At 46.1% G+C, this 17295-nt stretch carries 15 protein-coding genes; 10 read left to right on the top strand and 5 right to left on the bottom strand.

Annotated elements, in window-relative coordinates; all coding sequences use genetic code 11:
- Positions 1-17: 17 nt before the first annotated feature.
- The 4 genes from HMPREF9441_RS10595 to trxA all read right to left on the bottom strand — a co-directional run bounded on the left by HMPREF9441_RS10595 (position 18) and on the right by trxA (position 3501).
- Positions 18-1376: an FAD-dependent oxidoreductase gene (locus tag HMPREF9441_RS10595; RefSeq protein ID WP_172634943.1), complete on the bottom strand. Its 1359-nt coding sequence runs from the start codon at positions 1374-1376 to the stop codon at positions 18-20.
- Positions 1376-1969: a DUF417 family protein gene (locus tag HMPREF9441_RS10590; RefSeq protein ID WP_008620960.1), complete on the bottom strand. Its 594-nt coding sequence runs from the start codon at positions 1967-1969 to the stop codon at positions 1376-1378. The genes HMPREF9441_RS10595 and HMPREF9441_RS10590 overlap by 1 nt, the downstream gene beginning before the upstream one ends.
- Positions 1970-2052: 83 nt before the next feature.
- On the bottom strand, positions 2053-2892 hold the full coding sequence (locus tag HMPREF9441_RS10585; RefSeq protein ID WP_172634939.1) for an AraC family transcriptional regulator: 840 nt from the start codon (positions 2890-2892) through the stop codon (positions 2053-2055).
- A gap of 135 nt (positions 2893-3027) precedes the next feature.
- A complete protein-coding gene (gene trxA, locus HMPREF9441_RS10580; RefSeq protein WP_008620958.1) occupies positions 3028-3501 on the bottom strand; it encodes a thioredoxin in 474 nt (157 codons plus the stop codon).
- A gap of 534 nt (positions 3502-4035) precedes the next feature.
- Here trxA and HMPREF9441_RS10575 point away from each other — a divergent pair.
- The 8 genes from HMPREF9441_RS10575 (at position 4036) to HMPREF9441_RS10540 (ending at position 13072) form a co-directional block, all read left to right on the top strand.
- The gene (locus HMPREF9441_RS10575) at positions 4036-5508 is read left to right on the top strand and encodes a CotH kinase family protein (protein ID WP_008620957.1); all 1473 of its coding nucleotides are present in this window, start codon (positions 4036-4038) and stop codon (positions 5506-5508) included.
- A gap of 16 nt (positions 5509-5524) precedes the next feature.
- The gene (locus HMPREF9441_RS10570) at positions 5525-6280 is read left to right on the top strand and encodes a nucleotidyltransferase family protein (protein ID WP_008620956.1); all 756 of its coding nucleotides are present in this window, start codon (positions 5525-5527) and stop codon (positions 6278-6280) included.
- A 42-nt stretch (positions 6281-6322) separates the two neighbouring features.
- Positions 6323-7846 (top strand): glutamine-hydrolyzing GMP synthase, encoded by a 1524-nt coding sequence (guaA, locus tag HMPREF9441_RS10565; protein WP_008620955.1) that lies wholly within the window; start codon positions 6323-6325, stop codon positions 7844-7846.
- Positions 7847-7948: 102 nt separating this feature from the next.
- Positions 7949-9457, top strand: a complete 1509-nt coding sequence (locus HMPREF9441_RS10560) for a capsule assembly Wzi family protein (protein WP_008620954.1) — start codon at positions 7949-7951, stop codon at positions 9455-9457.
- Positions 9445-9891, top strand: coding sequence for a lipocalin-like domain-containing protein (locus HMPREF9441_RS10555; RefSeq protein ID WP_008620953.1), 447 nt, complete (start codon positions 9445-9447; stop codon positions 9889-9891). Before HMPREF9441_RS10560 ends, HMPREF9441_RS10555 begins: the two co-directional genes overlap by 13 nt.
- 156 nt (positions 9892-10047) lie before the next feature.
- The gene (gene gap / locus HMPREF9441_RS10550) at positions 10048-11058 is read left to right on the top strand and encodes a type I glyceraldehyde-3-phosphate dehydrogenase (RefSeq protein ID WP_008620952.1); all 1011 of its coding nucleotides are present in this window, start codon (positions 10048-10050) and stop codon (positions 11056-11058) included.
- A gap of 100 nt (positions 11059-11158) precedes the next feature.
- A complete protein-coding gene (gene miaA / locus HMPREF9441_RS10545) occupies positions 11159-12073 on the top strand; it encodes a tRNA (adenosine(37)-N6)-dimethylallyltransferase MiaA (protein ID WP_244949734.1) in 915 nt (304 codons plus the stop codon).
- 72 nt (positions 12074-12145) lie between these two features.
- Complete coding sequence (locus HMPREF9441_RS10540) at positions 12146-13072, top strand: diacylglycerol/lipid kinase family protein (protein ID WP_008620950.1); 927 nt, start codon at positions 12146-12148, stop codon at positions 13070-13072.
- Positions 13073-13099: 27 nt separating this feature from the next.
- On the opposite strand, the gene HMPREF9441_RS10535 is transcribed toward HMPREF9441_RS10540, so the two are convergent.
- Entirely contained in the window at positions 13100-13801 is a 702-nt protein-coding gene (locus tag HMPREF9441_RS10535) for a Crp/Fnr family transcriptional regulator (RefSeq protein WP_008620949.1), read from the bottom strand.
- Positions 13802-14035: 234 nt separating this feature from the next.
- Here HMPREF9441_RS10535 and HMPREF9441_RS10530 point away from each other — a divergent pair, with 234 nt between their 5' ends.
- Positions 14036-15982 carry a glycogen debranching enzyme N-terminal domain-containing protein gene (locus tag HMPREF9441_RS10530; protein WP_008620948.1) on the top strand — a complete coding sequence of 649 codons (1947 nt, stop codon included), beginning with the start codon at positions 14036-14038 and terminating at the stop codon, positions 15980-15982.
- An 18-nt stretch (positions 15983-16000) separates the two neighbouring features.
- Positions 16001-17281: a glycosyltransferase family 4 protein gene (locus HMPREF9441_RS10525; protein WP_008620946.1), complete on the top strand. Its 1281-nt coding sequence runs from the start codon at positions 16001-16003 to the stop codon at positions 17279-17281.
- Positions 17282-17295 lie beyond the last annotated feature (14 nt).

Genomic DNA, 17295 nt, shown 5'->3' with positions numbered 1-17295 from the left:
ACGTCATTTTCCTGTCTTTATACATTCATCAAGTCGTTCAAGGCTTCGCTCATGCTGGGATGAGTGAAGATGAAGTCGCGCAGGAATGTGTAATCCATTCCGGCCTTCATCGCTATGGCCACGCTGTTGAGCACTTCGCTCGATTCCGGTCCGAAAAGCGTGCAGCCCACAATCTTGTTTGTGTCAGCGTCTATCACCACTTTAAACAGCCCTTCCGTTTCGCCCAATGTGCGGGCTCTTGGAATACCTGCTACGGGCAGCTTTCCGATTTTTACATTCAAGCCCTTGCGGAGGGCTTCTTCTTCGTTTAAGCCGATACGCGACAGAGGCGGGTCGATGAATACGGAATAGCCTACCGGGTCGCGGTCGGCTGTAGAACGGGCGGAGTCCCCGAAAAGGTCTTCACGGATGATGCGGTAATCATCCAATGAGATGTAGGTGAACTGTAATCCGCCTTTCACATCGCCGATGGCCCATACGTGCGGATTGGTGGTCTGCAAGCGTTCGTTCACTTTGACGGCCCCGCGCTCGTCCGTTTCTACTCCGGCTGCTTCCAGATTCAGCCCTTCCGTGAAGGGGCGTCGGCCGGTAGCCAATAATATGGCATCGGCTTCCAGATGGAAAGGTTCTTCGCTGACAGCATCGCGGACTGCTATTTCTTTTCCCGCTATACTCTGTACCTTAGCATTCATCCGGAAGGTGATACCTTTCTTTTCCAGTACTTCTTTTACGATGTCTGCCACGTCCCGGTCTTCCCGCGGAATCAAATCGGCATGTCCTTCGAGCACGGTCACTTGCGAACCGAAAGAGGCATACATCGAAGCAAATTCCAGTCCGACATACCCTCCACCGATAACAGCCAGTTTTTCCGGAAGCTCTTTCAGTTCCATGATAGAAGTGCTGGTGAAAACGTGCGGATTGCCTTTGATTCCTTCTATGGGCGGAATGATGCTTTCCGCTCCCGTATTGATGAAGATGCGAGGAGCTTGCAACGATTCTTTTTCTCGCCCTGAGAGGCTTACTTCCACCTTGTCCGGGGCGGTAAAACTTCCCGTTCCGGTATACACTGTGACATTCGGATGATGGGTCAAGTTATCGTAATTCTTTTGGCGTAATAGGGATACAACATCCTCCTTTTGCCTGATGGCTTGGGCGTAGTAGTTCTTTTGGTCCGTCCACGAAACGCCATGCGGAGCCAGTTTGGCAGCATGAACCAAGGTTTTTGTAGGGATACATCCGATGTTGATACAGGTGCCTCCGTACATTTTGTCCGAGCGTTCTATCATTGCTACTTTATGCCCTCGTCGAGCCAGTTCGGCAGCCAGCGTCTTTCCGCCTTTACCGAATCCTATGATAATGTCATCATATTGTTTCATCATACTGTCTTTTTTATTTGGTTTAATACTCCTTTGGCACTGTCGGCCAGCACCACGATGGCGCCGGCCAGTATGGCCGTATCCTTTATCACCAGTCGTCCGGCTCCGCTCAACAGTGGGAATCCGTGTTCGCCGCTTCCTAAATCGGGCACCCATACCTCGGGAGTGGTCACAAGGAAAGACAAAGTGCCCAGCGTCATGATGATGGCCAGTCCGGCTCCGGCTAATCCGAGTTTAGGGGAGAAGATACCCAGAAAAGTAAGGATACCGATAGTCATAATCAGGATGCCTAACCCGCGGGAAAAAACATACGTACGGTTGGTCTCGTGCCACTGGTGTTTGGCTGGGTCGAATTCGCCTTCTTTCAGTTTGTATTCCTTATATTCGGGTGCATTTTCAGCATAGAAAAAACTCATGAAAGGGCTGTTGGCTACAAAGGGTACGATACCTTCCGCTTCGTAGTTCCAGAATTTCAGACCGCCGATCCATACGAAGATAATCAGGATGGCTACACGAATCAGGTGTATGCCCAGCTTTTGGGAAGATGCGGCCCATGTAAGAGTGGCCACAAACAAGGATTTTAATTTTCTCATAGTCTGTAATGTTTAGAATTTGACTTTGCAAAGATGCGGATTTCTTCCGTTTGCCGAAATAGCAATTTAACTGTCTGAGTTGGCTATACTTCCTTTTTCTCTTCTCTTCGGAAGTCGGAGATGCTTTTTTGATTCATTTTCTTGAAAAAACGGCTGAAAGTAGCCAAATCTTCAAATCCCAGTATTTCGCTGATTTCCTTGGCGCTCTTCGAGGTATAGAGCAACAGGCGGCGGGCTTCGGCATCCACCCGTTCGTGTATGATGCGCAGCGGTGAGTTCAGTCCGTAGAGCGAGAAGAGGTTGGAAAGGGTCTTGGGAGAACGGTAGAGCATTTCCGCATAGTCCTGCACCTGCTTCTTTTCTTTGAAATGGTTGTCCACCAGCACGTAAAACTGACGGATGATGTCGAAGCCGTTTTCCCGCTCTTGGTCGACTTCCAATCGCAGGCGTGCCATGCGGGTGCATACGATAATGAACCGTTTCAACAGTATACGGAGCATTTCCTCTTGCAGGTTGTCGCGGACGGTGCATTCTTCACGCAGAGTTTCAATGATATGCTCCAGGAGTCTCGATTCCGTGAGGGTAAGTTTCAGCCTCATGACGTTCGACGAACCGTGGAACAGAAAGCCGTTGCACGACACCTCGTTGTCGTGTCCGTAGATACAGTAGAAGTTACTGTTGAAGAGCAACGACAGGTAATCGCCCTCTGCGCGCAGCATGTCCACGTGGTGCAAGGGAGACAGCGAGATGATTTCGTTTTCTTTCAGATGCATGACTACGTGGTCTATTTCGATGTCCAGGCTTCCGTGCCGCACCCAGATGAATTTGTAGAAGCTTTTGTTACGTTGTAAGCCCGCGTCTTCATGAAAGCGGGAAGTCAGGGCGATGGTTCCGTCCAAACGGGTCTTTAACTGGAATTCCATATCGTCGGTTTTTAGTTCATCGGGTAAATATAGGTTTATTTCGCGGACTGAAAAAGGGATGGAGACGATTTCTTCGTTCCATCCCTTCATTTTCAGTGTCAGTATAGCAAGTCATGCTGTCAGGCAGACCGGACTTTACGGTTTTGCGTTTAAAAGAACCTCGTCTATCATTTTTTTAAGTTCTGTTTTGGGCATGGCACCTTGAGTGACGGTCGGTTTGCCGTCCTTTGGAATCCACAACAGGGTGGGGATACTGCGTATGCCGAACGTGGCCGCCAGTTCCTCTTCCTTGTCCACGTCTACTTTGTAGATGTAGATTTTGCCGTCATATTCCTTAGCCAACTCTTCCAACACCGGGGCAAGAGCCTTGCACGGGCCACACCACGTAGCGTAGAAATCTACGATACACGGTTTGTCACCTTCATATTTCCAGTCATTGGGATTGGCCTCGTAGTTATATACCTTGTTTAAGAACTCTGTTTTGGTTAAATGAACGATTTCCATATTTGCTCCTTTCTTATTTTGGTTTTTACTTTCTTTGTTGTTGGCGCATGCGTTGAGGCCTAATGCCAGACACAGCGCGGCGATAATGGGCTTTATCAGTTTCATAATTCTACGTTTTGTGAATACTTTTATTGAACATTGCAAATATCCGATAAAAATCCGGATAATCGCATAGCAATTCTACCGGAAAAGTTAGCAAAACCTCCCGTTAGGGATTTTTGGCTTATTTTTCCGCTTACGGAATGGGTATTGGGCAGAGGAGGAAGTGGCGGTTGCTTCCGAAGTAGAAACTGTTGATATTTTTATTTATATCTAATCGGCTGTGTGTCAGTGTGTAGAGACTTGCTGAAAAATCTGCGCCAAACGATTTTTCAATCTCAGGCGAACGATTTTTCGTTTGGCTGAGATTGATTTTTCGTTTACCGCAGAACGTTTTTTGTATATTCTTTTGTTACATCTTGCCTGTCAATATCTCCTTGCGTCGATAAATTGGTTTTGAGAATGGATTAGGTGTGCAAAGAATGTGCGGCTCCATAGTATTGTAAGGAACATTTTGATAAATTGGTACAATGTCGTATCTTTGTCGTATGTCTAAGGTAGAGCATGGCAATAGAGAATATCATATATTAAAAGCGGAATATGAAGTACAAATTTATGCGATTGCTTACCATGGTTGCGTGGTTTAGCGTGGTTAGTGTCAGTCTTAGTGCGGCCGAAAAGGATAAAGTGTGGCCGGACATCCCGTTGTTGGACGTCATAACGGAAAATGGTGAGTTTCCTGATTGCACGGTATTACATCCACCTGTGGGATGCGTGGGTACAGGCATCACTGCCGATTACGTGCTGGGACGCTTGACAATGACCTTGGCAGGAGATACCTTATATGAGTCGGGCGAATACGTCAAGGGCGAATCGGGCATGAGAATCAAAATCCGTGGTAACTCTACTGGGGCAGCCGCTGGGCAGAAGCCTTATAAGATAAAGTTGTCGAAGAAGTTCGATTTGTTGTGCCGGGGTGATGAGGCTTATAAGGAAAAGGATTGGAATTTATTGAAGATTAGCACATGGAATACTGGGTTGCAAAATGAAGAAAGCAACCTCTTGACCGCCTTGGGGTTTATCTTGAGCAGGACGGTAGGGATGGAATGGGTGCCGGAATACACGTTTGTCAATTTGGTGATGAATGGGCGGTATATGGGGTTGTATTATCTAACCGATGCAGTGGAACGAGGTGACAAACGGGTGGACATCCAAAAGACGGGGTTCTTGATTGAGAATGATGCTTATTGGTGGAAAGAAGACGTTTATTTCAAAACAGCCCACCAAATCACAAGTATGGGATATACTTTTAAATATCCAGATACGGATGATTTGGACGATAAGACCATGGGGCAGATTAGACAATATATGGATGATTTTGAAAAGGTGTTGTTTTCAGGCGGTGATGTCGGCGAGTATATAGATTTACGTTCATTTGCGCGATGGCTCTTGGTGCAGGACATTACTTATAATGACGATGTGGCAGGGAGTAACATGTACCTGTATAAGGATGATTACGATGAATCCGTTCCAATGTCGACCAAACTGAAAATGGGGCCATTGTGGGATTTTGATGCGATGTTTAGGGGAACCTCTTATAAGGATCAATGGGGCTTGTTCCATTCATCGCCTTTTTTCTATTATGGGCAATTGTTCGAAGATGAAAATTTTGTTGAAATTTACAAAGAAGAGTGGGAGGCAGTGAAACCCATTCTCATGGAGTGCGTGGAAAAGGGTTTTGCCGATTTGGAGGCTAAGTTTGGAACTGCGCTTGTGGAGAGTTTCGAGTTGCACAAAACACTTTATCCAAGGGAATGCAAGAACAGTCTGCAAGCGCAGATGGACGAACTCATGGGGTTATTGAGAGAACGTATTAGCGTGATGGATCGTTTGATGGAGGATTGTGGCGAGAGCGGCATCAAGGCACCGGAAGTTGTAGGTGGCAATATGCCGGAAAGGCTGTTCAGCGTGGATGGACGACAGTATCTTGAAAAAGATGGAGAAAAATTCCCTACAGGTCTGTATATCCGTCAGAAAGCCGATGGTACGGTGGAGAAATTCATAAGTCGATAAGAAGAGGGTTGCAAATATGAAAGCCATGATTTTTGCAGCGGGGTTGGGAACCCGCCTGAAGCCTTTGACGGACACGATGCCGAAAGCACTTGTCCCGGTGGGAGGAAAACCCTTGTTGGAGATATTGATTCGTAAACTGGTGGCTTCCGGATTTACGGAGATTGTGATTAATGTGCACCATTTTGCCGACCAGATTATAAGCTTTGTGGAGGAACATGATGCTTTCGGTGCGGATATTCGTTTTAGTGACGAGAGCGGGAAGCTTCTGGAAACAGGAGGAGGCATCAAGAAGGCCATACCTCTTTTATTGGAGAGCGGTGTCGCGGAACGCCCGTTTCTGGTACACAACGTGGATATATTGAGCAATGTGGATTTGCAGGATTTTTATCGGCACGGGGCAGGAGCGGCGGCTTTATTGCTGGTGAGCGAACGGCAGACGCAACGTTATCTGTTGTTCGATGAGGAAAACCGTCTGGTAGGGTGGACGAACGTCAAGACCGGAGAGGTGAAGTCGCCTTACAAGGGGCTGGACGTGGAGGCTTGCCGGAAGTATGCTTTTGCCGGTGTGCATCTGTTTTCTCCGCGGTTGTTCCCTTATTTCGATGCGTGGCCGGACAAGTTTTCCGTGATTGACTTTTATCTTTCGGTGTGCGACCGGGAGCCGATTTATGCTTATCCTTCTCCCGGGCTTAAAATACTGGACGTGGGGAAACAAGACGCTCTGGAGAAGGCGGAGGATTTCTTAACGGGAGAGTGTTGTCAGTCTCGATAATTTGTTGTACTTTTGCGCACAAAATCAGATAAAAATCTTTTTATGCAACAGAAAATCATCATTCTTGATTTCGGGTCACAGACTACACAGCTTATCGGACGTCGTGTCCGGGAGTTGGATACTTTCTGTGAGATATTGCCTTATAACAAGTTCCCGAAAGAAGATCCGTCGGTTATCGGTGTGATTTTAAGCGGTTCGCCTTTCAGCGTATATGATAAGGAGGCATTTAAAATCGACTTGGACGAAATTCGCGGGAAATATCCGATATTGGGTATTTGCTATGGCGCGCAGTTCATGAGTTATACTTTGGGCGGCAATGTGGAACCGGCCGGAACGCGTGAGTACGGGCGTGCCAATTTGGCTTCGTTCGACAAGGAGAATCCTTTGTTCAAGGGATTTGAGGAGCATTCCCAAGTGTGGATGAGCCATGGCGATACCATTACGAAATTGCCCGAGGGCTTTAAGGTTATAGCTTCTACCGACAAAGTCGTGAACGCCGCTTATCAGGCAGAGGGAGAACCGCTATGGGGTGTGCAGTTCCATCCGGAAGTGTTTCATTCCGTACAGGGAACGCTGTTGCTGAAAAACTTTGTAGTGGACATTTGCGGCAGCAAGCAGGATTGGAGTGCGGCTTCGTTCGTAGACACTACGGTGGCCGAGTTGAAGGCGCAGTTGGGAGACGACCGGGTGATTCTCGGATTGAGCGGCGGTGTGGATTCTTCCGTGGCCGCTGTGTTGCTGAACAAAGCTATCGGTAAGAATCTGACCTGTATCTTCGTAGACCACGGGATGTTGCGTAAGAACGAGTTCAAGAATGTGTTGCACGACTACGAGTGTCTGGGGCTGAACGTGATTGGCGTGGACGCCAGTGCGAAGTTCTTCAAGGATTTGGAGGGAGTGACCGATCCGGAGCAAAAGCGTAAGATTATCGGCCGCGACTTCGTGGAGGTGTTCGATGCGGAAGCCCGGAAAATAACCGATGCCAAGTGGTTGGCGCAGGGAACGATTTATCCCGACCGTATCGAGAGCCTGAATATTACGGGAAAGACCATCAAGAGCCATCATAACGTAGGCGGTTTGCCTGAGGAGATGCACCTGCAACTTTGTGAACCGTTGAAGTGGTTGTTCAAGGACGAGGTACGTCGCGTAGGGCGTCAGATGGGAATGCCGGAACATTTGATTACCCGTCATCCGTTCCCCGGACCGGGACTGGCCGTGCGCATCTTGGGTGATATTACGCCGGAGAAGGTACGGGTTTTGCAGGATGCCGATGACATTTTCATCCAAGGGTTGAGAGACTGGGGATTGTACGACCAAGTCTGGCAGGCCGGTGTAATCCTGTTGCCCGTGAAAAGCGTGGGCGTGATGGGGGACGAGCGTACGTATGAACGCGCTGTAGCCCTGCGTGCCGTGACCAGTACGGATGCGATGACAGCCGATTGGGCACATTTGCCTTACGATTTCATGGCGAAGGTGAGCAATGATATAATAAATAAGGTGAAAGGAGTGAATCGTGTATGTTACGATATCTCTTCCAAACCGCCTTCGACGATAGAATGGGAATGACAATCGTATACCGATATATGGTTGATAATAGCCTCAACTTTTGCAGTTGGGGCTATTTTTCATGTCGGAGTTTATTAAAATGAAATAAAAAATCATATCAGAATGAACAGATTGGGCATAAAGGTTTTGTTGTGGTGTGCGCTGCCTGCTTTGACCGGTAGGGCACAATCCGACACGACGTTGACTTATCGTGTCGAGGCCTCTGCGAATGTCAGTTCCGGAGATTATGCACCGTTGTGGTTTACGGCCAATCGGAACGGTCTGTCGAGCCAGAAACCGAACAGTGCTTATTTGCGTGCGGGGCTTACTTATCGTAAATCTTTTAATCATGGTTGGCGGATTGGAGCCGGATTGGATTTGGCTGCGGCCGTGAACAGTCCTTCCGAATTTATCGTGCAACAGGCTTATGCAGACTTTTCGTGGAGAGTTCTTAATTTGAGTATCGGGAACAAGGAACGCAATCCGTTGGGGAAGAACCCGCTGTTGAGCAGCGGCGGAATGGTGGAAGGAAACAATGCGCGACCTGTTCCTCAGATAAGGGCAGAGATTGCGGATTATTATACGGTGCCGGGAACGAAGGGATGGTTTGCTTTTAAAGGCTATATCGCTTACGGACGTTTTACGGACGACCGTTGGCAGCGTGATTTTGCGGGGGCAAACCACCAGACTTACGTGGAGGACATTCTTTATCACAGTAAGGAGTTGATGTTCAAGGTGGGAAACAAGGAAAGGTTTCCTTTGGAAGCAGAGCTCGGCATGCTGATGTCGGCTCAATTCGGAGGAACGCAGCATACCTTTTCTTTGAAAGACGGTGAGTGGAAAGAGACCGTGTACGAGATGCCTCATGGATTGAAGAATTATGCCAAAGTTTTCTTGGCCCAAGCCGGGGGAGACGGCACTACCGGGGGAGATCAGGTGAATGTGGAAGGCAATCATGTGGGCAGTTGGAACTTTTCGTTGAATTATTATTGGCGCGATTGGAAGTTCCGTGCATATTATGAACATTTCTTTGACGACCATTCACAAATGTTCCTCCAATACGGACGTTGGAAAGACGGGCACTTAGGATTTGAGATTACTTTGCCCAGAAACCGTTGGGTCAATACATTGCTTTGGGAGGGATTGGCCACGAAAGACCAGTCGGGTCCTATTTTGTATGACGGAGACGAACGTTTTCCGGGAGCGGCTTTTCCAGGTATGCAAGTGAGTGCTTGTGACGATTACTACAATAATTTCTTTTATCAGTCTTGGCAACATTATGGTCTGGGTGTTGGTAACCCATTGTTGCCCGGACCGATCTACAACCGCGACGGTAGCCTTAAGTTCCGGAGTAACCGCGTGCGTGCCAATCATTGGGCTTTCAGCGGGACACCGTCTGACGAGTGGGCCTATCGCGTACTGATGTCGTATGCGCTTCATTGGGGAACATACGTCAATCCTTTGGATAAGATCTGCAAACAGTTCAGTTCGCTGTATGAAGTGACGTATTCGCCCAAGGCATTGTCCGGATGGCATTTTTCCGTTTCGGCGGCCGTGGATCACGGTGATTATCTCGGTAATAGCGGTGGCGGTATGATAACCATAAGAAAGGAGGGGATATGTATAAAATAAACAGTTTGGTTTTTAAATGGATTTGTTTCTGTCTGCTTGTTCCGTTCTGTTTGTCTTGTACGGATAAGGCTCCGGAATATCCAGACTTGGAAGGATATTGGAAACAAGAGTGGATAGAGGATGAGGCTACGGACGGGCAATCGGAATGTAATCGCCTTTTTTGGGCATTTCAGCTCGGAGTGTCCGAGATTCGGGATTTGGGCGGAAACGGTTATGGGACGTACGTGTGCAGGTATGATTATAATGAGGGAGCTGCTACCTTGCGTATGTATAATTTCAGGGTAAAAGGGAATCAGTCTCAAGAGGCGGATGTGGATAAACTGAAACATTTCGGTATACCTTCCGGAGATGTGACATTTGAGGTCGTACGGCTCGACGGCGACCATATGGTGTTGCGCTCGGGAGGGACTTCCTTGTATTTTCGTTCCTTTTAATTTTTTCCTCTTTTATATGCTCTATTTCAAAAGAAATTCATAAATTTGCAGTGCGCAAGCGGAGGGAGGACAGACTTCAAAATGCTCATGCTGCAAAATAGTAGAAAAGAGTTAAATAACTTATATTAGAACCTTTAATTTTAAAGATTAAGTAAAATGATTAAAGTAGGTATTAATGGTTTCGGTCGTATCGGCCGTTTCGTATTCCGTGCTGCTCAGAACAGAAGCGACATCCAAATCGTAGGTATCAATGACTTGTGTCCGGTAGATTACTTGGCTTACATGCTGAAGTATGACACTATGCACGGTGCTTTCGAGGGTACAATCGAAGCTGATGTTGAAAACAGCAAGTTGATTGTGAACGGCAAGGCAATCCGCGTAACTGCAGAACGTAATCCGGCTGATTTGAAGTGGAACGAAATCGAGGCTGAATATGTAGTTGAGTCTACTGGTTTGTTCCTGACTCAGGAAAAGGCTCAGGCTCATATCGATGCAGGTGCTAAGTACGTAGTTATGTCTGCTCCTTCTAAGGACGCTACTCCGATGTTCGTTTGCGGTGTAAACTTCGACAAATACGTAAAGGGTACTCAATTCGTTTCTAACGCTTCTTGTACGACAAACTGTTTGGCTCCTATCGCTAAGGTTTTGAATGACAACTGGGGTATCACAGACGGTTTGATGACAACTGTTCACTCTACTACTGCTACTCAGAAGACTGTTGACGGTCCTTCTATGAAGGATTGGCGTGGTGGTCGTGCTGCTTCTGGCAACATCATCCCGTCTTCTACAGGTGCTGCTAAGGCTGTAGGTAAGGTTATTCCTGAATTGAACGGTAAGTTGACCGGTATGTCTATGCGCGTTCCGACTTTGGACGTTTCTGTAGTAGACCTGACTGTAAACTTGGCAAAGCCGGCTAAGTATGATGAAATCTGCGCCGCTATGAAGGCTGCTTCAGAAGGCGAATTGAAGGGTGTGCTGGGTTATACTGAAGATGCAGTGGTTTCTTCTGACTTCTTGGGTGACACTCGTACTTCTATCTTCGATGCTAAGGCTGGTATCGCTTTGACTGATACTTTCGTTAAGGTGGTTTCTTGGTATGACAATGAAATCGGTTATTCTAACAAGGTATTGGAATTGATCGCTCACATGAAGAAGGTTAACGGTTAATCCCGTTTTCTACGATAAAATTGAAGCCATCTTCCTTTTGGGAGGGTGGCTTTTTTCGTATCTTTGCTTTTGTTATTATAATATGGTAAACGGAGATACGATGAAATATGATCTTATTACGATATTAGGGCCTACGGCATCGGGAAAGACTGTATTGGCTGTAGCTTTGGCTTACGAACTGAAGACGGAGATAATTAGCGGAGACAGCAGGCAGGTGTACAGGCGTATGGATTTGGGAACCGGAAAAGACTTGAAAGATTATGTTGTCGATGGTCACTTTGTTCCTTACCATTTGATTGATATCGTGGAGCCAGGTACGAAATATAATTTGTTTGAGTATCAGCGGGATTTTTTGAAAGTTTATGAAGCGTTGAAAGCGCGTCGTATGCTTCCTATATTATGTGGAGGTACAGGCTTATATATCGAGTCCGTGTTGAAAGGATATAATCTGATGCCCGTACCGGAAAATCCGGATTTGCGTGCAAACTTGGCTCAAAAGAGCCTTCCCGAACTGACAGAAATACTGAGTTCATATAAGGTGCTTCATAATACGACGGATGTCGATACCGTAAAACGTGCGATACGCGCGATAGAAATAGAAGAGTATTATCGTTTGCATCCTACGGAAGCAAGGGCTTTTCCCGAAATCCGTTCCTTGGTCATAGGAGTGGACATAGAGCGGGATTTGAGACGTAATAAAATAACGAAACGTCTGAGGCAACGTTTGGACGAGGGGATGATTGATGAGATAAAAGGACTGTTAGACGAAGGGATACCGGCGGAAGACCTGATATATTATGGTTTGGAATATAAATATCTGACACGGTATGTACTCGGAGAGTTGACGTATGAGGAGATGTTCTGTGGTTTGGAAACCGCTATCCATCAGTTTGCCAAGAGACAGATGACTTGGTTTCGCGGAATGGAGCGTCGTGGCATCAAGATAAACTGGTTGGACGCAGGTTGGCCGATGGAACAGAAAATCGGCCAGATTAAAGATTGGCTGTTGCAGTGAAGATTTAGAAGAAGATTCAAGTAGAGAATAAATAGTTTTGTGTATATTTGTGCGTTTTTAGCGAATTGAATTATGGAACCATCAAGATGGGGGATTATATATTGTCCGAAAGACGGTGTCCGTCATATACATAAAGAGTGGGAGGCTATACGCTCATATTTGACGGAGAAAGGCGTACTTTATGACTTCGTGCAGAGTGAAGGACCGAAATCCGTAGAACGCTTGGCGGCTATGCTTGCTTCCAATGGTTACACAACGATTATTATCGTCGGGGGCGATGCAGCGTTGAATCGTGCGTTGAACGGAGTGCTGTCGCAAGGAGAGGAGGTGCGTCGTAGCGTTGCTTTCGGGGTTATTCCTAACGGATGGGGAAATGATTTTGCACATTTTTGGGGATTTGAGGAAGATAATTACAAGCAAACGATAGATTGGCTGATAAAGCGAAGAATCCGTAAGGTGGATGTAGGGTATTGTGTTCCGAGGCGGACAGAGGACAGCCATCCCCGTTTCTTTTTGAATTGTGTGAACGTCGGTCTGGTGGCGAACATTATGAATATCAAGCACAAGACACGCCGTTTTTGGGGAATGCTGACCCTTTCTCATCTATCGTCTATGTTTTTGTTGCTGTTTCAGCGTATGGAACACAAGATGCATTTCAAAGTGAATTTGGATGACATCGACAAAAGTGTGATGACGGTATGTATCAGTAGTGCCAGAGGCTATGGCCAGACTCCGAGCGGAGTTCCGTACAATGGATTATTGGATGTTTCAGTCGTGTCGCATCCGGAAATCAGCCAGATGGTGGAAGCTTTATGGATGCTTTTTCGTGGGCGCTTTTTGAATCATAAAGCCGTGAAGTCGTATAGAACTAAGGAAGTGGACTTTTTTGATAACGGAAAGGCTATGATTAGTTTGGATGGGGCAGTATGGGAAAATGGTTCTACGCCCATGAAAATAGGTATACATCAGGAATGGGTGAATTTCATTATACCGGGTTGAACGGTTCGGAGCCGACAACCATGAGACTTATCCTATTTTAGATATCTTTTCCAATCTGTCTTCCGATATAATTTTGATTTTCCGGCCGTCTATCGCAATGATTTTCTCTGAAGCGAAATTCGTCAATGTGCGAATGGCGTTGGAGGTTGTCATGTTGGACAGACTGGCCAAATCTTCGCGGGATAGATAGATGCTGAGCGTGCAACCATCTTCTTCCAGTCCGTAACTCTCCTTCAAAAACAGAATAGACTCGGCCAACCGTCCCCGTATATGTTTTTGAGTCAAGTTGACCGTACGTTCGTCGGCTATACCCAAATCTACAGATAATTGTTTGATGAAGAACCACGCCAAGTCATTATTGCTACTTACCAACTTTGTGATGGTAGTCATAGGAATCATGGCTATCGTTGAGGCTTCGAATGCGGCTGCAGCAGTCAGAAATTCCTGATGGGCAAAATACGCACGATAAGCAAAGTATTCTACGGGCTTGATGACGCGAATGATTTGATTACGCCCGCTGACACCGTTCTTGAATATTTTTACCTTTCCGGATAAAAGACACATAAGTTGAGTCGGGAATTCACCTTCACTGTAAATCGCTTCGTTTTTTCTAAATGTATAAACCGTGAGGTTTTCTGTTAAATATTCGCGTTGTTCTGGGGTGAGTGGTTTACATAAATCAGAGATTTTTTCCAGAATCTCTTTGTTGTCCATTTCCTTTTTGACCATAAATCAAATCTGCTGCAAATTATGTTTTACGACACAAAATTAGTAAATCTTGATAGATTCATGAAATCTTAAGATTATAAAAACATATTCTACAGCATATTTTTATGAATTCTTAAAAATATGTTATCAAAAAATTTCGCGCATAATTGGATTTTTATTATTTTTGGGTTGCATAAATAAAAACAGAGACAAAATAAACAGTAAAGTGAAAACCTTATATATAATTTCTAGACTATGAGTTACATTCATTTTGATAAGACTCTGATGACCAATTTGGAGGAAGCGTTACCCAAAGAGATTTTGAGGTCTAATCGCTCGGGTGCTTATTCTTGTTCTACGATCGTGGATTGTAATACAAGAAAATATCATGGTTTGCTGGTCGTCCCGATACCGGAATTGGGCGATGAGAATTATGTGTTGCTGTCTTCGTTGGACGAGACGGTGGTGCAACACGGGGCTGAGTTTAACTTAGGGCTTCACAAGTATCAAGGGAACAATTTCAGTCCGAATGGTCATAAGTACATTCGAGAATTTAATTGTGATCAGGTGCCTACTACAATCTATCGTGTAGGAGGGGTGGTTCTGAAGAAAGAAAAGGTGTTTCAACATTATGAAAACCGCATTATCATCCGTTATACGCTTTTGGACGCCCATTCCGAAACGACTTTGAAGCTCCGTCCATTTCTGGCATTCCGTTGTGTGAGGGAGTACACACATGAAAACACAAGGGTGAACCGGGACTATCAAGAAGTGTCGAATGGTATCAAAACTTGTATGTATGACGGTTATCCCGAGCTTTACATGCAGTTGAACAAGAAAAACGATTTTGTTTTTCAGCCGGATTGGTATCGTGGAGTGGAGTATCCGAAAGAATTGGAGAGAGGATATGCCTTTAATGAGGATCTCTATGTGCCCGGTTATTTTGAACTGAAGATTAAGAAAGGCGAGAGTGTGGTTTTTTCCGCCGGGTTGTCTGAGATAAAGACCACTCAGTTGAAACAGATAGCAGATTTTGAAGCGAAGATCCGTACTCCACGGGATAATTTCTATCATTGTTTGGTTAATTCTGCACATCAATTCTATTATCATGTAGACGGAGAGAATTATATTCTGGCTGGTTATCCATGGTTTAAATGCCGTGCTCGTGATATGCTGATTGCTTTGCCGGGATTGACTTTGGTCAATGAAGAGGTGGAGCAGTTTGAAATGTGCATGAAGACGGTGGAAAAAGGCATTCGGGAATTTATGGCCGGCGAGCCGTTGAGCGTGAAAATACATGAAATAGAACATCCGGATATTCTTTTGTGGGCGGTTTGGTGTATCCAACAATATGGTAAGATTGTTTCTTTGCAGAAATGTGTCGAGAAATATGGCCTTTTGGCCAAGGACATCATGATGTATCTGAGTACAAGTTCTCATCCCAATTTGAAAGTCAGAGAAAACGGATTGGTATACGCTCAGGGGAAGAGTAAAGCCGTGACTTGGATGAATTCTACAGCAAACGGCCGTCCTATTGTACCGAGAAGCGGCTATATCGTGGAGTTCAATGCCTTATGGTATAATGCATTGAAGTTTAGCGAGGAGATATGTCAGATGGTAGGGCGTAAAGAAGAGGAGGCTCACTTTGCTGCCATGGCTGTGAAGGCGGAACAGGCGTTTAAGGATGTGTTTCTGAACCAATACGGATATTTGTTCGATTACGTAGACGAGAAAGACCAAGAACAGGATTGGAGTGTCCGCCCCAATATGATATTTGCTGTGGCGCTTGACTATTCTCCTTTGAGCCTTCCGGAGAAGAAAACGGTTTTTGATATTTGTACAAAGGAGTTATTGACTCCCAAAGGACTTCGTTCACTGAGTCCCAAGAGCGGAGGATATAATCCGATGTACGTCGGCCCGCAAGTCCAGCGTGATTATGCTTATCATCAAGGTACGGCATGGCCTTGGCTGGCTGGCTTTTATATGGAAGCCTGCTTGCGTCTGTATAAAAAGAGCCGTGTAAGTTTTGTGGAACGTGTGTTGGTGGGCTTTGAAGAGGAAATGTTTTCGCATTGCGTCGGTACCATACCGGAACTGTTCGACGGGAATCCGCCTTATCATGCTCGGGGAGCCATATCCTTTGCGATGAATGTGGCTGAGATTCTCCGTGTAGTGAAATTAATCGAAAAATACGATATATAAAGACAGGAGGAACTGAATATGAAAGTATTAATGTTTGGTTGGGAGTTTCCTCCTCATATTCTTGGAGGACTCGGTACGGCAAGTTATGGTCTGACGAAAGGTCTTTCTTTGCAGCCCGATATGGATATCACTTTTTGTATTCCGAAACCTTGGGGAGATGAAGACCAAAGCTTTATGAGGATTATAGGTATGAACAGCGTGCCTATCGTTTGGCGTGATGTGGATTGGAATTATGTAAACAGCCGGGTGGGCAGTTACATGGACCCGCAACTGTATTATGATTTGCGCGATCATATTTATGCCGACTTTTCATATATGTATGTGAATGATTTGGGCTGCATGGAGTTTTCCGGCCGCTATCCGGACAACCTGCACGAGGAGATCAACAATTATTCCATCGTGGCAGGAGTTGTAGCCCGGCAGCAGCAGTTCGACATCATTCATGCGCACGATTGGCTGACCTATCCGGCGGGCATCCATGCCAAGCAAGTCAGCGGGAAGCCATTGGTGATTCATGTGCATGCCACGGACTTCGACCGGAGTCGTGGAAATGTGAATCCCACGGTCTACAGTATCGAAAAGAACGGTATGGACCATGCGGACTGCATCATGTGCGTGAGCGAGCTGACGCGTCAGACGGTAATTAACCACTATCATCAAGATCCGGCAAAGTGTTTTGCCATGCACAATGCCGTGTATCCGTTGGCACAGGAGCTTCAGGAGATTGTGGACCAGAGGAAACCTTATTCGGAACGCAAGGAGAAAGTCGTGACTTTCTTGGGGCGTATTACCATGCAGAAAGGGCCTGAATATTTCATCGAAGCGGCCAAGCGAGTGTTGGACCGTACACACAACGTACGTTTTTGCTTTGCCGGGAGCGGCGATATGATGAACTCCATGATTGAGATGGCGGCAGCCTACGGGATAGCCGACCGTTGTCATTTTCCCGGTTTTATGAAAGGGAAACAGGTGTTCGAATGTTTCCGTGACAGCGATGTGTATGTGATGCCTTCCGTGTCGGAGCCGTTTGGAATATCCCCGCTCGAGGCGATGCAAAGCGGAGTGCCTTCCATTATCAGCAAACAATCCGGTTGCGCCGAGATTCTGTCCAAGTGCATCAAGGTGGACTATTGGGATATAGATGCCATGGCCGATGCCATGTATGCGCTTTGCATGTATCCCTCTTTGCATGAATATTTGCAGGTGGAAGGAAAGAAAGAAGTGGACGGCATCACGTGGGAAAAAGTGGGCCAACGCATCCGGAAACTTTATGATGAGACAATTCAAAAATATAAATAATCTAAAATCCTAAG

It is taken from the genome of Paraprevotella clara YIT 11840 (assembly GCF_000233955.1).
GTDB lineage: Bacteria > Bacteroidota > Bacteroidia > Bacteroidales > Bacteroidaceae > Paraprevotella > Paraprevotella clara.
Note: the sequence above shows the minus strand (reverse complement) of the source record. Positions and strands in the feature narration are given on the sequence as shown.

What these genes read in the sequence shown, in the direction of transcription:
- HMPREF9441_RS10585 (WP_172634939.1), bottom strand. Translation starts at nt 2,892, where the DNA reads ATGGAATTCCAGTTAAAGACCCGTTTGGACGGAACCATCGCCCTGACT.
- HMPREF9441_RS10525 (WP_008620946.1), top strand. Translation starts at nt 16,001, where the DNA reads ATGAAAGTATTAATGTTTGGTTGGGAGTTTCCTCCTCATATTCTTGGA.
- miaA (WP_244949734.1), top strand. Translation starts at nt 11,159, where the DNA reads ATGAAATATGATCTTATTACGATATTAGGGCCTACGGCATCGGGAAAG.
- trxA (WP_008620958.1), bottom strand. Translation starts at nt 3,501, where the DNA reads ATGAAACTGATAAAGCCCATTATCGCCGCGCTGTGTCTGGCATTAGGC.
- HMPREF9441_RS10560 (WP_008620954.1), top strand. Translation starts at nt 7,949, where the DNA reads ATGAACAGATTGGGCATAAAGGTTTTGTTGTGGTGTGCGCTGCCTGCT.
- gap (WP_008620952.1), top strand. Translation starts at nt 10,048, where the DNA reads ATGATTAAAGTAGGTATTAATGGTTTCGGTCGTATCGGCCGTTTCGTA.
- HMPREF9441_RS10575 (WP_008620957.1), top strand. Translation starts at nt 4,036, where the DNA reads ATGAAGTACAAATTTATGCGATTGCTTACCATGGTTGCGTGGTTTAGC.
- HMPREF9441_RS10535 (WP_008620949.1), bottom strand. Translation starts at nt 13,801, where the DNA reads ATGGTCAAAAAGGAAATGGACAACAAAGAGATTCTGGAAAAAATCTCT.
- guaA (WP_008620955.1), top strand. Translation starts at nt 6,323, where the DNA reads ATGCAACAGAAAATCATCATTCTTGATTTCGGGTCACAGACTACACAG.
- HMPREF9441_RS10530 (WP_008620948.1), top strand. Translation starts at nt 14,036, where the DNA reads ATGAGTTACATTCATTTTGATAAGACTCTGATGACCAATTTGGAGGAA.
- HMPREF9441_RS10590 (WP_008620960.1), bottom strand. Translation starts at nt 1,969, where the DNA reads ATGAGAAAATTAAAATCCTTGTTTGTGGCCACTCTTACATGGGCCGCA.
- HMPREF9441_RS10555 (WP_008620953.1), top strand. Translation starts at nt 9,445, where the DNA reads ATGTATAAAATAAACAGTTTGGTTTTTAAATGGATTTGTTTCTGTCTG.
- HMPREF9441_RS10570 (WP_008620956.1), top strand. Translation starts at nt 5,525, where the DNA reads ATGAAAGCCATGATTTTTGCAGCGGGGTTGGGAACCCGCCTGAAGCCT.
- HMPREF9441_RS10595 (WP_172634943.1), bottom strand. Translation starts at nt 1,376, where the DNA reads ATGAAACAATATGATGACATTATCATAGGATTCGGTAAAGGCGGAAAG.
- HMPREF9441_RS10540 (WP_008620950.1), top strand. Translation starts at nt 12,146, where the DNA reads ATGGAACCATCAAGATGGGGGATTATATATTGTCCGAAAGACGGTGTC.